This window comes from Spirillospora sp. CA-142024 (assembly GCF_050942325.1).
GTDB lineage: Bacteria > Actinomycetota > Actinomycetes > Streptosporangiales > Streptosporangiaceae > Spirillospora.
The window spans coordinates 5,564,012-5,578,213 of record NZ_CP192077.1 but is presented as its reverse complement, the minus strand read 5'-3'; the positions used below and the strand labels follow the sequence as shown (position 1 = coordinate 5,578,213).

At 74.0% G+C, this 14,202-nt stretch carries 11 protein-coding genes; 3 read left to right on the top strand and 8 right to left on the bottom strand.

Annotated features, from left to right (window positions below; genetic code table 11):
• Position 1: 1 nt before the first annotated feature.
• Both ACQPZP_RS26750 and ACQPZP_RS26745 read left to right on the top strand, forming a co-directional pair.
• Positions 2-1,051, top strand: coding sequence for an ABC transporter permease (locus ACQPZP_RS26750; protein ID WP_433472476.1), 1,050 nt, complete (start codon positions 2-4; stop codon positions 1,049-1,051).
• Complete coding sequence (locus tag ACQPZP_RS26745) at positions 1,048-1,860, top strand: ATP-binding cassette domain-containing protein (RefSeq protein ID WP_433472475.1); 813 nt, start codon at positions 1,048-1,050, stop codon at positions 1,858-1,860. The genes ACQPZP_RS26750 and ACQPZP_RS26745 overlap by 4 nt, the downstream gene beginning before the upstream one ends.
• A 19-nt stretch (positions 1,861-1,879) precedes the next feature.
• Here the strand turns inward: ACQPZP_RS26745 and ACQPZP_RS26740 are convergent, their stop codons facing one another.
• On the bottom strand, positions 1,880-2,884 hold the full coding sequence (locus ACQPZP_RS26740; RefSeq protein WP_433472474.1) for a zinc-dependent alcohol dehydrogenase: 1,005 nt from the start codon (positions 2,882-2,884) through the stop codon (positions 1,880-1,882).
• Positions 2,881-4,032 carry a mandelate racemase/muconate lactonizing enzyme family protein gene (locus ACQPZP_RS26735; protein ID WP_433472473.1) on the bottom strand — a complete coding sequence of 384 codons (1,152 nt, stop codon included), beginning with the start codon at positions 4,030-4,032 and terminating at the stop codon, positions 2,881-2,883. The genes ACQPZP_RS26740 and ACQPZP_RS26735 overlap by 4 nt, the downstream gene beginning before the upstream one ends.
• A 233-nt stretch (positions 4,033-4,265) precedes the next feature.
• Between ACQPZP_RS26735 and ACQPZP_RS26730 the strand changes: the two genes are divergently transcribed.
• Positions 4,266-5,783, top strand: coding sequence for a protein kinase domain-containing protein (locus ACQPZP_RS26730; RefSeq protein WP_433472472.1), 1,518 nt, complete (start codon positions 4,266-4,268; stop codon positions 5,781-5,783).
• On the opposite strand, the gene ACQPZP_RS26725 is transcribed toward ACQPZP_RS26730, so the two are convergent.
• The 6 genes from ACQPZP_RS26725 to ACQPZP_RS26700 form a co-directional block, all read right to left on the bottom strand.
• Entirely contained in the window at positions 5,693-7,987 is a 2,295-nt protein-coding gene (locus tag ACQPZP_RS26725) for a transglutaminase-like domain-containing protein (RefSeq protein ID WP_433472471.1), read from the bottom strand. The genes ACQPZP_RS26730 and ACQPZP_RS26725 overlap by 91 nt on opposite strands.
• Complete coding sequence (locus ACQPZP_RS26720; RefSeq protein WP_433472470.1) at positions 7,957-9,087, bottom strand: DUF58 domain-containing protein; 1,131 nt, start codon at positions 9,085-9,087, stop codon at positions 7,957-7,959. The genes ACQPZP_RS26725 and ACQPZP_RS26720 overlap by 31 nt, the downstream gene beginning before the upstream one ends.
• Positions 9,088-9,090: 3 nt before the next feature.
• Positions 9,091-10,089: an AAA family ATPase gene (locus ACQPZP_RS26715; RefSeq protein ID WP_433472469.1), complete on the bottom strand. Its 999-nt coding sequence runs from the start codon at positions 10,087-10,089 to the stop codon at positions 9,091-9,093.
• A 33-nt stretch (positions 10,090-10,122) separates the two neighbouring features.
• Entirely contained in the window at positions 10,123-12,150 is a 2,028-nt protein-coding gene (locus tag ACQPZP_RS26710) for a hypothetical protein (RefSeq protein WP_433472468.1), read from the bottom strand.
• Positions 12,151-12,332: 182 nt separating this feature from the next.
• Positions 12,333-13,298, bottom strand: coding sequence for an EamA family transporter (locus ACQPZP_RS26705; RefSeq protein WP_433472467.1), 966 nt, complete (start codon positions 13,296-13,298; stop codon positions 12,333-12,335).
• A gap of 112 nt (positions 13,299-13,410) precedes the next feature.
• On the bottom strand, positions 13,411-14,139 hold the full coding sequence (locus ACQPZP_RS26700; RefSeq protein WP_433472466.1) for a hypothetical protein: 729 nt from the start codon (positions 14,137-14,139) through the stop codon (positions 13,411-13,413).
• Between the last annotated feature and the right edge of the window lie 63 nt (positions 14,140-14,202).

Below are 14,202 nucleotides of genomic sequence, written 5' to 3'. Positions count from 1 at the left end.
GATGAGTGACGTCGTCAACCAGAGAACGCCCAAGGCGGGCTCGCCGGCCCCCGGGAAGCGGGGGTCCGGTGTGCTCCGCCTCGCCGTCGACGCGTTCCTCCGCCGCCGCGAGGCCACGATCCTCCTCGTGGCCATCGGCCTGGTGATCTACTTCCAGGCCTCGACGGACGGGATCTTCCTCTCGCACAGCAACCAGGTGAACCTCTCGCAGAGCACCGCACCCTTCGCGATCATCGCGGTGGGGGAGGTGTTCCTGCTGGTCAGCGGGGAGATCGACCTGTCCGCGGGAGCGGTCTACGCGTTCGCGCCGTTCATGATGCACTACCTGATCGACTACTACGGCGTCTATCCGATCCCCGCCATCGTGCTGTCGGTGCTGGTCGGCGCGGTCATCGGCTTCGGGAACGGGTTCATCACCGTGGTGCTCAAAGTGCCCTCGTTCGTCACCACCCTCGGCATGCTGTTCCTGGTCGGCGGCATCACGCTCACCACGTCGCACGCCTTCCCGGCGGAGATCCCGCAGGCCGCCCGAGGCACCGTCCAGAGCTGGTTCGGCCACGCGGAATGGTCCGAGCTCATCTGGTGCCTGCTGATCGTGGCCTTCTTCCAGATGGTGCTGACCAGTACCCGCTGGGGCCTCTACACGATCGCCGTCGGAGGCAACCGGCTGGGCGCCGACGAGGCGGGCATCAGGACCGGCCGCGTCAAGGTGGGCAACTTCATGCTCATCGGCGCGCTCTCGGCGTTCGCGGGGATCCTCGAGGTGTTCCGCACCGACACGATCGACCCGACGCTGAGCGGCGCGGACTTCGCGAGCGCGATGTTCACCGCGGTGGCGGCCGCGGTGATCGGCGGCACCGCGCTGGCCGGCGGCTCCGGCACCGTCGTCGGTGCGCTGTTCGGCGCGTTCGTGCTCGCCGAGCTGCGCAACGGCTTCAACCTGATCGGGATCAGCGCCAATCCGTTCAACATCATTCTCGGCCTGGCGATCCTGCTGTCCATGATCCTCAACGTCTACCTGGCCAATCTGCGAAGGGCGGGCCGAACATGACGGAGTCCCCGGGACCGGCAGCCGGCCCGCCGCCCGCCGGCACTCCCGAACCCCCGCCCGGCGAAGTGCTCCGGGTCGAGCACATCGCCAAGCGGTTCGGCGCGGTCGAGGCGCTGAGGGACGTGACCATGCACCTCGACCGCGGCGAGGTGCTCGGTCTCATCGGCGACAACGGCGCGGGCAAGTCGACCCTGATCAAGACCATCTGCGGCTACCACCAGCCGGACCGCGGCCGGATCATCGTGCACGGGGCGGAGGTCGCCCTCAAGTCGGTGGCGCACGCCCGTTCCCTCGGGATCGACACGGTGTACCAGGACCTCGCGCTGATCAACGAGCTGACCGTCTACCACAACATGTTCCTCAACCGCGAGATCGTCCGATGGCCGCTGCTCAACAACAGGGTGATGCGCAAGCGCGCCCGGCGGTACCTCGACGACATGGGAGTGCAGATCCAGGACGTCGGTTCCGAAGTGGCCAAGCTGTCCGGCGGCCAGCGGCAGGCCATCGCGGTGGCGCGCTCGGTCTACTCGGACGCCAGGATCCTGCTGCTGGACGAGCCGCTCGCCGCCATGGGCGCCAAGGAGGGCGCGCTCATCCTCGACCTGATCCGCGACCTCAAGGAGCGCGGCGAGGTCTCGATCGTCATCATCGCGCACAACTACGCCCAGGTGCTGGAGGTCTGCGACCGGGTGAACCTGCTCCAGCACGGCTCGATCACCTACGACAAGCGCCGGGACGAGACCTCGGTCGCCGAGCTGACCGACCTGGTCGTGGCCGAGTACAGGGCGGCGCGCGGCACCCGGGAGTGAGTACCGGCCCCGGGGCGCACTAGGGCCGGAGAAGGATCTTGCCCGCGGTGGGCGAGCCACTGAGCTTGAGCGCCTGCTCGTAGTCTTCGAGCGGCAGCTCATCGGTGACGAACGGGGCGGGCGCGAGGATGCCCGCGGCGAACGCGCGTACGACGTGGGCCCAGTCGGCGGACGTGGAGCCGAAGACGGTGTGCAGCGCGAGGTGGCGGGTCACGATCAGCGTGGTCGGGATCGAGTCGGCCGGGTCGCCGGGGATGCCGAGAATCGCGACCCGGCCGCCGCGGCGCGCCAGCCGGACGGCCGCGTGGGCCGTCCCGGACGCGCCCGCTGTCTCCACGACCGCGTCGAAGCGCCCGTTCAGCGGACCGATCTCATCCGGTGACCGGAACGCCGTCGCCCCCGCCTCAAGGGCCGGCTCCACCCGCTCCCGCCGTGGGTCGACGACGACGAGCTCGACCGGCGAGTACGCGCCGAGCAACTGCAGGGTCAGCACTCCGAGGGTGCCCGCGCCGATCACGGCGAGCGACTCGCCAGGTCGTGGGCCGACCTTCCGTACACCGGCCGCCGCGACGGCCGCCGGTTCCAGCAGGGCGGCGGCGCGCAGGTCGGCGTCGTCGCCGAGGACGTGCAGCAGCCGGGCGGGCAGCAGCAGGTACTCGGCGAACGCCCCCGGGCTGGTGAAGCCCGTCTCGTCGTACCCCTTCGCGCACAGGTTCGTGTCGCCGTTGCGGCAGCTGTCGCAGGTCAGGCAGGAGCGGTGGCCTTCGCCGACGACCTTGGCCGCCACCAGGGCCGGGTCGGCGCCCGGGCCGACCGCGGCCACCGTCCCGGACCATTCGTGCCCCGGTGTCACCGGATAGGCGGCGAACCCCGCCGGGCGGGTGTCGGCGTACAGGTCCCGGTCGCTGCCGCAGACGCCCGCCGCGACCACCCGGATGAGCGCCTCGCCTGGACCGGGTTCCGGCGGATCCGCCGTCACCAGGCGCCAGACTCCGGGTTCGTCCAGGACGATCGATCGTGTCATCGGCCGGCTCCCCGCAGATGCCAGTCCTCGGCGAACAGGTCGAGGCCGGCCCGCTCCGCGGAGAACTCGGCGAGCGCGTCCAGGTCGAGCTCGACGCCGAGACCGGGCGCCGTGGGCAGCGCGAAGTACCCGTCGACCACGTCGGGCACGCCGGGCGCGATCTTCTTGATCTCCACGTCGGCGAAGTCGTTGAAATGCTCCTGGATCTTGAAGTTGGGGGTGCACGCGCCGAGGTGCAGGTTGGCGGCGGTCTGCACCGGCCCGCCGACGTTGTGCGGGGCGACCAGCACATAGTGGGTCTCCGCCGTCGCCGCGAGCTTGCGGGTCTCCGCGATGCCGCCGCAGGCGGCGGTGTCCGGCTGGATGATGTCGGCCGCCTGCAGCTCGAACAGCTCGCGGAACTCGATGCGGTCGTGGATGCGCTCGCCGGTCGCGATCGGCAGGCGCGTGTGCGCGGCGACCTTCGCCAGCGCCTTGTGGTTCTCCGGCGGGCACGGTTCCTCGATCCAGCCCGGGTCGTACGGCTCCAGCAGCCCCGCCAGCCGGATCGCGGTCGCGGGGGAGAACCTGCCGTGCATCTCGATGAACACCTCGGCCGCCGGGCCCACGGCGTCGCGCACCGCCTCGACCAGGGAGACCGAACGCATGGTCTCGGCGTGGTCGAGCTCGAACCGGCCGGCGCCGAACGGGTCGACCTTGAGCGCGCGGTACCCGCGTTCGACCACGGCGCGGGCCGCGTCGTGGAAGGCGTCCGGGGTGCGGTCGACCCGGTACCAGCCGTTGGCGTACGCCATGATCCGGTCCCGCACCTTGCCGCCCATCAGCCGCCAGACCGGCTGCCCCAGCGCCTTGCCGACGATGTCCCAGCAGGCCGTTTCGACGCAGGCGATGCCCGACATCACCACCTCGCCCGCCCGTCCGTAGTCGCGGTACTTCATCCGGTGGACGAGGTCCTCGATGTCGAACGGGTCGGAGCCGGCGATGTGGTTGCGCTCGGCCTCGGCCAGATAGCCCAGCAGAGCGTCGGTGTGGTTGAGCATGCGCGCCTCGCCGACACCGGTGAGGCCTTCGTCGGTGTGCACCTGGACGTAGGTCAGGGTGCGCCACGCGGTGCCGACGACGTGGGTGGTGAGCTTCGAAATACGCACGGGCGTCTCCATCGACGGCGGAGTGGGCGGCCCGTGTACAGACTGCACGGCCCCCCGCAGTGGATCAATGGACCACTCGCCGAGTGACCGGCCCGCGGCCGACGCTGGCCATTCGCCGCCATCGCGCACGCCCTCAGGTCGACGATCGAGCACCCTGAGGGCGCGGCGGTTGCTAAGATCAATGTCCGGCCGAACCTGCCCGACCTCCGCACGACGGGGAGCACGCCGCCGCCATGACCAGCACCGGTGACCCGCCAACACTGGTACGCGGATACCGCGACCTCACGATCGCCCATCAGGGTGCCGGCGGGGTCACCTACCGGGCCGTCCACGAGGAGTCCGGCTGGGTGGTCGCGCTCCGCGTCCAGCGTTTCGGTTCCTATCCGCCGCTGGACGAGCTGGCCGCGCTGGAACGGGCCACCCGCCACGACCATCTCGTCACCGTGCTGGAGACCGGGCGTACCGCGACCGGTCGCCGGTACGCGGCGTCGCTGTACTGCCCGGGCGGCGACCACGACTCCGGCGCGCTGCTGCCCGTGCATGAGGCGGTCGAGATCGCGGTCTCGGTCGGCATGGGGTTGCAGGCGCTCCACGCCGAGGGCCTGATCCACGGCGGAGTGAACCCCGGGCGCGTGCTGCGCGGTGACCGCGGGCCGCTGCTCGCCGGGCCCGCCACGCTGCGCGGACTCGGCGCGCATTCGGCGCCCTGCGTGCTGGAGCCGGTCGGTCTGGAACGCGTCGATCCCGGGTTCGCGGCGCCCGAGGCGCTGCGCCGCCAGGAGCAGACCGTGGCCTCCGACGTGTACGGCCTGGGCGCGACGCTGTGGGCCCTTCTCGCCGGGCGCGCCCCGTTCACCGCCGACGGCCGGTGGGAGGTGCGGGAACGGGCGCTGAACGAGCCCGTTCCGCAGGTGCCGCGAGACGACATCCCGGAGTGGCTCGCCGGCGCCCTCGCCAGGGCGATGGCGAGCGACCCCGCCGAGCGGCATCCGACGGTGAAGGCGTTCACCGACGCGCTGGGGGAGGGGCTCGGGCACCTTCCCGCGCCCGCAGCCGCGCCCATGCCTCCACACGCGCCCATGCCTGCGCCCGCGCCTCCGCCTCCGCCCGCGCCCGCGCCCGCGCCCGCGCCCGTGACCGCGACCGCCGAGTTCTTCGACAGCTGGGAACGGCCGTCGGCGTGGCCCTTGGAGAGGGCGGCGGCCCCTGCCGGCGGCAGCCTTGACCAGGTCGGCGGCACCCTTGAACCGGCCGGAAAGCAGGTCCCGGAGCAGGCCCGCGAACAGGAGCGGACCGTGTCTCCGCGCCGTGTGCGCCCGGTCATAGCGACCGTGGTGGCGCTCGCGGCCGCCGGGGTCGGGGTCGTGGGGACCGGGTTGCTGTCCGATTCCAGAACGTCCGAGCACCGGCCGCTGGCCGAGCGGTCGACGGTGCCCTCATCTTCGCCGACCGCCATCCGGCCCGCCCAGCAGTACGCGCCGGCCCAGGTGCGGATCGTCGACGGCCAGGTCTCGATCGAGGTCTCCTGGCAGGACCGCAGCGGAGGGCAGGCCGCGCACTACGTGGTCGGCGGGCCGGTCGGGCGCCCCCCGTCCACGCTGGCCGCCGTGGACCCGGGGAGCCAGAAGATCGTGATCACGGCGCTGAACCCGAGCGTGGACTACTGCCTGACGGTGGTAGCGGTGGTGGACGTCGACCGGGTCGCCCAGGCCGAGCCGGTCTGCACGCGGCGCGTCAAGCGGACCGGCTGAACCGACCAAAGCAGCGCGCGCGGGTCCCACCACCACGTCAGGCGGCGCAGCGGCGACCGTGAGCGCCGCAGCCCGGCGGCCAGCGAACCGGTCTGCGCGACCGCGAACGCCGCGTCCTCCTCGGTGACCGCACCGCCGAAGCCGGCCGCGTTCACCAGCCGGCACAACCGCCGCAGCCGTTCGGGATCGGTCTCGGGCAGCTCGCGTGCCAGCCTTTCCGTCACGTCGGCGGCGGTGGCGGACGCGGGGGCGGGAAGGCCCGCGAGCCGCAGCGCCACCAGCAGTTCCGTCCATGCGGCGAGCATCCGGTCCGGTGCGGGTCCGAAGCGCGATCTGCGCAGTCGCGAGAGGCGCAGCAGCGGCACACCGATCAGGAAGGCGGCAAGCAACGCGACCGGGGGGACTGCGAGCAGGCCGCTGCCCGGCCCGCCCGCGCGCGGCGGTCCGGCGCCACCCGCGCCGCCGTCCGCCAGGTCCTCCGCACCGTCGTCGCGGTGCGCGCCGTCGCGGTCCGACCGCTCTCCCGTGCTCGGCCGCGGCCGTGCCTTCGAACGGTCGCGGGGGTTCGGGTCGTACGGCACCCAGCCCAGGCCCTCGAAGTACACCTCGCCCCAGGCGACCGCGTCGCCGGTGCGCACCACGCGCCCGCCGTCGCCGCCTGTGCCTGGGCCGAACCCGACCACCACCCGGCTCGGCAGCCCGGCCGCGCGGGCGAGGACCGCGAACGCGCTCGCGAACTGCTCGGAGGTGGCGCCGCCGCCCTTGCGCCCCGGCGGGACGAGAAGCTCGGACAACTCCGCGTAGCCGTGCCCGCCGGGGGCGCCCGGCTCGAAGGTGTAGCTGTCGCGCAGGTACTCGGCGATGCGGGCGGCGCGCCGGTGCGGCGTCCCGTCCCCCGCGGCCGAGGTCGCGATGTCGGCCAGCCGCGCGGGCGCGCCGGGCGGCAGCCGGAGGTAGCGCTCGTACCCGGTCCCGGACGCGATCTTGGCCTGCGCCGCCTCGTCGCCGTTCCAGTCGGCGACCAGGCCCTCGGCCGTGTACGTGCGCCCCGCCACCGGGCCGTCGGAGGACAGCAGCGTGCCGGAGAGCGCGTCGTGCCCGACCGAGATCCCGTCCACGCGGGTGGGCGTCCCCGGCACCGGCACCCAGTCCCCGGGAAGGTTCCGGACCGACACCCGGACCGACGTCCGGGTCGTGTGCGGCGGCGTCTCCTCCGGCGGCGGCAGCACGTGCCCGGCCGGACGGTACGAACTGTCCGGCAGCCAGGTCGGACCTGTGAACTCGGCGAGCGCGACCCACCGCAGTTCGGTCCGCGGACCCGTCACGTTCATCAGCGGCACATCGGGGTCGGCCGCCCACGCCGACAGGTACGCCAACGGGTTGCGCACGTCGAGCGGCGTCTCGGCCGCGGGGGCCTCGGCGCGCGGGTCGGCGGCCTGCACGGGCCAGCCCGTCAGGATCCCGGGCGCGGCCACGGCCGCGCCGACGCCGGGCAGCAGGACCGCGCAGGCCATCGCCGCGCCGGCCGCCCGCGACCGGGGACGGGCGGCGGAGCGGACGGGCCCCGGGTCCCGCATCCGCAGGGTGACCCCGGTCCGGGCGGCGTCCGGCCGGTCCTTCGGCGCGGAGGCCAGCAGGACGGTGGCGGCCAGGGCCAGCAGCGCCGCCGACCGGTAGCCGGGGCCGGCCGCCTCGGGGTCGAGCGCGGCGGCGCCGACGAGGAGCAGCGCGGCCGGCAGCAGCGCGGGCAGGACCCGGCCGTCGCGGCGCAGCACCGTGCCGATGGCCCCCGCGAGCCAGACCGCCAGCGCCGGGAACGCCAGCAGGTCAACGGTCGCCGGCGCCGGGGGCGCCATGGTCAGGATGCGGGCGCCGGAGTGCAGCACGGCGTCCACCGCCGCGGGGGCCGGCCCCTTGACCTGGCCGGGCGACCAGGCGGCCAGGGCGACCAGCCCGGCGGCGGCCACGGGCAGCCCGGCCGGAATCGCGGCGGCGGGCCCCCAGTCGCGGAGCAGCCGGTGCGCCGCCGTCGTCACCGCCACCGCGGCCACCGCGGTGACGACCAGCACGGCGAGCACGGCCGGCGGCCGGTCGTACCCCGCCGCCAGCAGGGGTGCCGGGGCCGCGGCGGCCGTCGCGACCGCGGCGGCGGACAGTGCGGTACGGACCCGGCTCACCGCGTCCACCAGCGGGTCTCGTTCCATCGCGCGGCGAAGGACTCGGCGTCGGGCGCTCGCAGGATCCGCACCCCGGCGGGCGGCGCGGCGGGTTCCGCGCCGTCGCCGGGACCGTCCGAGCCGACCAGGCCCAGCAGGGAGACCGTGCGGCGCGCGGCGAGCGCCTCAAGCGCCGCGGCCATGTCCTGCGGCGTCGCCGCGGTGGACATCAGCACGACCGCGCGCCCGGACGGGGCCGAGCGGAGGCGCCGGCAGGCCGCCGCGAAGTCGGCGTCGGGACGCGGCACCGCCTCCGCCAGAAGGTCCAGCTGGGCGGTGCCCGCCGCGCCGGCCGGCGAGTACCCGCCGCCGGCCAGCCGCAGATCCACCGGGACGTCCGGCCCGGACCGCACGATCGAGGCCGCGACCTCGGCGAGCGCGTCCAGTTCGCCGGGGCCGTATCGGTCGTCCACCAGGACGGTCAGGCCCGGGCGCGCGGTGTCGGCGTGCTCGCGCACCATCAGGCGCCCGCGGCGCGCCGAGGTGCGCCAGTGGATCTGGCGGACGTCGTCTCCCGGCGCGTGCTCGCGCAGCCCCGCGAAGGCGCCCTCGGTGGCGCGGGTGGCCGCGGACGAGGTGTCCCGCCCGCCGGCGCCGGCCGCGGGCACGGTGGCCAGGTCGTGGTGGCGGGGATGCACCAGCACGCGGACCGGCTCGTCGGCGGCCGGCCGGGCTGCCCGCACGAGGCCCAGCGGGTCGGTGCGGACCAGGCTGAGCGGGCCCGCCTCGATCACCCCGCGCCGCTCGGCGGACAGCTCGTACCTGATCCGGGGACGGGCGGGGCCCAGCCGCAGCACGGCCGTGCCCTGCGGGCCGGTGACGCGCTCGGCGGCGACGGCGGAGTCGGCTTCCATTTCCAGGACGATCGTGACGGGATCACCGGCGCGGACGCGGGACACGGTGGCACGCCGCCGCACCCGGACGGCGGGCGGGCGCCCGGCGAGCGCCATCGCCAGCCCGACGGTCGGGAACGCGAGCGCGCCCAGCGCCCCGGGCGCCAGGTAGCCGAATCCGAGGCCGCCACCGCACAGCAGGGCTCCCGAAGCGAGCAGCCCCCAGCCGCGGCCGGTGGGGCGGGGCCACGCCACCGATCAGCGCCGGTTCTCGTGCGGGCCCGGAACCGGGACCTCGGCCAGCAGGCCGTCGAGCAGTTCGGCGGTCTCGTCCGCGGTCGCGGCGCCCGAGAGCGGCATCAGCCGGTGCCCCCAGACCGGCGCGGCCAGGGCCTTGACGTCGTCCGGCGTGACGTACCCCCGGCCGTCGGCCAGCGCGTACATGCGCGCGGCCCGGCACAGCGCGATGGACGCGCGCATGGACACGCCGGCGCGCAGCCGGGGGTGCCGCCGGGTCCGCTGGGCCAGCCGCAGCACGTACTCGTAGACGGGGTCGGCGAACGCGACCCGTTCGGCGGCCGCGACCAGCCGCTCCGCCTCCGCGTCGTCCAGCACCGGGGCCAGGTCCTCGGGCTCGGCCATGGCCGAGGCCGAGCCGCGCATCAGCGAGAGCTCGGCCTCCTCCCCGGGGTAGCCCAGCGACAGCCGCATCAGGAAGCGGTCGAGCTGCGCTTCGGGCAGCGGGAACGTGCCCTCCAGGTCCACCGGGTTCTGCGTGGCGACGACCAGGAACGGGCGGGGCACCGGGTGGGCGGTCCCGTCCACCGTGACCCGCTCCTCCTGCATGACCTCCAGCAGCGCCGACTGGGTCTTGGGCGAGGTCCGGTTGACCTCGTCCACGATCACGACGTTCGCGAACACCGGGCCGGGATGGAACTCGAACTCCCGGCTCTGCTCGTTGAAGATCGTCACACCGGTGATGTCGGAGGGCAGCAGGTCGGGTGTGCACTGGACGCGGCGGGCCGTGCCGCCGGTCACCGCGGCCAGCGCCCGGGCCAGGGTCGTCTTGCCCATGCCGGGCAGGTCCTCCAGCAGGACGTGGCCGCCGGTGGCGAACGCGGTGAGGACCAGCCGCACGGTCGCCGGATCGCAGCGGGCCACCCGTTCGATGCCCGCCGCCATCCGGTCGAAGGCGTCGGCGGCCAGCACCGCCTCCTCGCCGGTGAGCGCCGGCGGCTCGGCCGTCGTTGTGCTCAAGCTCTCCCTCTCTCCACTGTGTCCGCTCCGGTCTCAGCCGCAGTTGGCCCAGCCGGCCGAGGCGCTCGCGCCGGAGGCGCCGCCCGAGTAGCGCACGCAGTCGCCGGGCGCGTGGACGTACACCGGTCCGGCGTAGTACTTGAACGTGCCGTTGTCGCTCGCGACCTTGCCGCCCTTCTGGCTCTGGAGGCGGACCCAGACGTTGGTGCCCTTGCCGATGTCGGCGGTCTTCATCGTGACGGCGCAGTTGTTCTTGGTGGTCGCGCTGTAGAGCTGGTAGATCCTGCCGCCCGAGAACGAGCTGGAGCGCTGCACCTTGTAGCCGCTGCCCGAACCGCCCGCGTTGCAGACCTGCACCGCCGTGTACGGGTTGCTCGCGGGAGGCTTCGTCGTGGGCGGCTTCGTGGACGGGGGCTTCGTTGTCGGAGGCTTCGTCGTGGGAGGCCTCGTTGTCGGAGGCCTTGTCGTGGGGGGCCTTGTCGTGGGGGGCCTCGTCCACGGGGGCTTCGTCGTGGGCGCGCTGGTCGTCGGAGCGTGGCTGGTGGGAGCCCCGGTCGTGGGCCTCGACGTCGGGCGGGGGAAGGTCAGGCTCGGTGACGGAGCCGGAGGGCTGCCGGGGGAGGGCTTGGGGCTCTCGGGCCTTCCCGGTGCCTCGGTCCGCGGCGGCTCGGGGGTGCCGGTCTCCGTGGGGCGCTTTCCGGGCGGATCGATCAGGTCGGGCGGGTCGGGGAAGATCGGATCGGCGGGCGGTGCCGAGACCGGCGGCGGTCCGTTCCCGCCGCCCGGCGCGACCGGCTTGTCACCGCCGCGCCCCTTGCCGTCCGGGTACTTGCCGACCGTGCGGACCCGGCCGTCGGCGCCGATGACCTGCGCGTCGGGGCTCCCCGGCGCGTTGACGAACAGGTTGCCCTCGCGCACCTGCAACTCAAGGTCGCCGCGTCCGGACGGCATGTTCAGCACGCCGGTCTGCTCGCCGGTCGGCGCGTACACGCGGACCTGGCCGGTCTCCCGCACGGGCACGTACACCTTGCCCGCGAACGGGACGGCGGGCTCCTGCACGGGGTCGCGCAGCGGGAACGAGTGGATCGGGCCGCCCTTGCGCACGTCGTCGAGCGTGACCACGGCGCCCGCGGCGGGCACGGTGATCGCGGCCAGGCCACCGTGCGTGCGCTCGGGCACCAGCGCGCCGGCCAGCGGAACCGGCGCGGTGATCCGGCGGGTGCCGTCGCCGATCGCCGCGACCAGGTCGCGGCCGCCGCGGTCCACCACGAGCGCGCCCTCGTCGAGCACGGTCAGCGCGAGGTCCCGGTCGGGTTCGGCGACCTCGACGGTCCGGGCGACGGCGGCGCCTTCGGCGGTCACCTCCACCGCGGTGACGGTGCCCTGCCGGGGGACGGCCGTCCACAGCTGACCGGCCGCGTCGAACTCGCCGCCGGTCAGCGGTCCCGGCAGCTGCAGGACCGGGCCCGTCGGGCGCAGGGTGGCCGGGTCGAGCGCACGTACCTGGCCCGACGTCCGCTCGACGACGGCGGCGACACCGTTCCCCATGGCCAGGTGGGGGTCGTCGCGGGTGCCCACGTCCGCCTGCCCGGAGAAGCCCAGGCCGCTGAGGTTCAGCGAGGACACCCGCCCGGTCTCCAGGTCGTGGATCAGCAGATTCTGATCGTTCTGGGTGACCTGGACCCGGTGACCGCGCGATCCGGGCACCACCCGGGTCCGCTCGACCCTGCCGTTGTCCGGGTTGACCCGGCCCACCTCGCCGGCCGTCCGGCTCCACAGCCAGGCGCTGCCGTCCGCGGCGACGGTGGCGTGGCCCGCCCGCCCGCCGCCGAGCAGCGTCGCCAGCAGCGCCAGGGTGATCAGCGCGGCGGTGGCCCAGCCACCGACGCGCGTCCGCGCTGAAACCGCGGTCTTCGCCCGCCTCACCAGCGGTTCCTTTCGTCCTTCGTGCACGGCCGCGCCGGTGCCGCCGTCGCACGGCTCTCGGCCCCGGTCGGGCTCCCGCCGCTGCGGGAACTCCCCGGCCGTACTGATCACGATCACGATAGCGATCAGCACCACGCGGGCCAATACAGTTGGCAAGATCCGTCGGCGCCGGCGCCGAACGGAACGGCGGGGAGGCGATGCCTCCCCGCCGCGATCGCGCGGCTGGTCGAGCCGCGCGGCTATGCCCGGCGGCGCGGTTCACCCGCCGCCCGGCCTGACCACGGCCGTGCCCCTTGGGTGGGGGGCACGGCGGTCACTTATCGGAGATCGCCGCGCAGGAGCCGGACCAGCGGCCGGTCCAGTTCGGCGGTGTTGCCCACGATGGCCACCACGATGATCAGCACACCGGCGGCCACGAACCAGCCGGGGACCTCCCCCAGCAGGAGCAGCCCGACCGGCAGGCTCATGATCGGCTCACCGCTGGACAGCACCCCGAACTTCTCCTTGCCGAGGTAGCCGATGGACCGCGCCTCCAGCACCGGAGCCACGCACGCGGTGAACAGACCGGTCAGCACGGCCAGCATGATGACGCGGGGCTGGAACCAGTCCAGGCCCCCCGCGATCAGCCAGACGGCCGCGCCCGGGATGGTGAGCAGGCCCGCCAGGGCCAGGCCGATCGTCTCGGCTCCCCGGTCCTCCAGCTTCTCGACCGCACTGACGTTGACGGCGAAGCAGACCGCGGCCGCGGCGGCGAAGGCGTAGCCGAGCATGTCGGCGTGCGCCTCCTCCTGCAGCGACATGACCCACAGGCCCACGGCGGCCAGGACGGGCCAGGCCACTGCGGTGTAGCGGGCCTTGCGGAACGCGCCCCACATCGCCACACTCAGCGGGCCGCAGAACGCCACCGCGATCACGGTGGCGAAGCTGCCCACGCGCTGGGTCGAGGCGACCAGCAGCGGCAGATAGAAGATTCCGGACACTCCCAGGCACACGATCGGCCACCGGACCGACCCGGCCGAGGCGCGCACCCGCCGGAACTCTTCGGCCGCGGCGCCGTTGCGGCGGGACGACCGCACCGCCAGGCCGAACCTGAGCGTGGCGTATCCCGCGAGGAAGAGGCCGCCGAAGATCGCCCCGAGCGCACCGGGCGCGAAGGGGAACTGCTTCTCGTCTTCGGCACCCAGCGCGGAGAAGGCGTCTCCGGCAACGCAGAACAGCAGCCCGAGCAGGCCGATGGCGACCCCTCGGAGCGTGCTGTGTCCAGGCAAACGCACCTTGGACATGGCAAATGACCTTTCGTTTGTCGTGTTCTCCCGGCAAGGGCCGGCGGCGGGCGGCGTCCGCCCGCAGTAGGTACCGTGATCAATCAGATGTGAATGACAACCGTTATCAAACTCACATCGGGCGACGAGCAGGCCCGATGAGGACGGCGGGAGCCGTGCGCGCCGATCCGATGCCGCGATCGGGCTTGCCGAGCCGGAAACGCACCTTGCCCTTGAGGACGGTGCCGGACTCGGCCTGACCGCCGGTGAGACCTTCGCCGGGGAACAGCGTGAACGTCCACCTCGGGTTCGACTCGCAGTCGGGCAGGTGGCGGCCGCTCTGCAGGACGCGGGCACCCCACAGCTGGCGGATCATCAACGCCCTGGTGTCGGTGCCGGCCACCGTGAACGACGTCGGCGGCCCGGCCATGACCTGGTTGTGGCTGCCCAGAGACGGCCCATAAGTCCCGGTCACCGTGGCGACCATCGTCCACGGCCCGCCGGGCCGGATGCCCAGGGCCCCCGCACCGAGCCGCTCGTCGAACACGTCCTCAGCGGGTGCGCCGAGCTGGCCCGCGCGCACGGCCGGAGCCATCGGACGCCGGGTGTCCAGCCTGCCGGGGTCGGGCACCAGAAGGACGCCGTACGTCACCTCGTCCGCGAAGCGAGCCGACGCGAAGTGGTCCCGGAGGGCGGACACCGCGCGCTCTGCGGCGTCCCACAGATCGTCAGAGAAGGCGGTCGCCGCATACTCGGGCGTGACCGCGGGGAGCCCGGCTCGCGCCACGGCCTCGGCCACCGATTCGCAACGGGCCCATCCCGACTCGGCCAGTCTGGAGATCTCCTCCGCCTTGAACGACATCACTCGCACGCAACCGCGCAGATCGGTGTCATGACCCTCAATATCGAGGAAGGCGGGCGTGGC

Coding starts and splice junctions, on each gene's coding strand:
- ACQPZP_RS26750 (WP_433472476.1), top strand. CDS start 2: ATGAGTGACGTCGTCAACCAGAGAACGCCCAAGGCGGGCTCGCCGGCC.
- ACQPZP_RS26745 (WP_433472475.1), top strand. CDS start 1,048: ATGACGGAGTCCCCGGGACCGGCAGCCGGCCCGCCGCCCGCCGGCACT.
- ACQPZP_RS26740 (WP_433472474.1), bottom strand. CDS start 2,884: ATGACACGATCGATCGTCCTGGACGAACCCGGAGTCTGGCGCCTGGTG.
- ACQPZP_RS26730 (WP_433472472.1), top strand. CDS start 4,266: ATGACCAGCACCGGTGACCCGCCAACACTGGTACGCGGATACCGCGAC.
- ACQPZP_RS26725 (WP_433472471.1), bottom strand. CDS start 7,987: ATGGAACGAGACCCGCTGGTGGACGCGGTGAGCCGGGTCCGTACCGCA.
- ACQPZP_RS26705 (WP_433472467.1), bottom strand. CDS start 13,298: ATGTCCAAGGTGCGTTTGCCTGGACACAGCACGCTCCGAGGGGTCGCC.
- ACQPZP_RS26700 (WP_433472466.1), bottom strand. CDS start 14,139: ATGTCGTTCAAGGCGGAGGAGATCTCCAGACTGGCCGAGTCGGGATGG.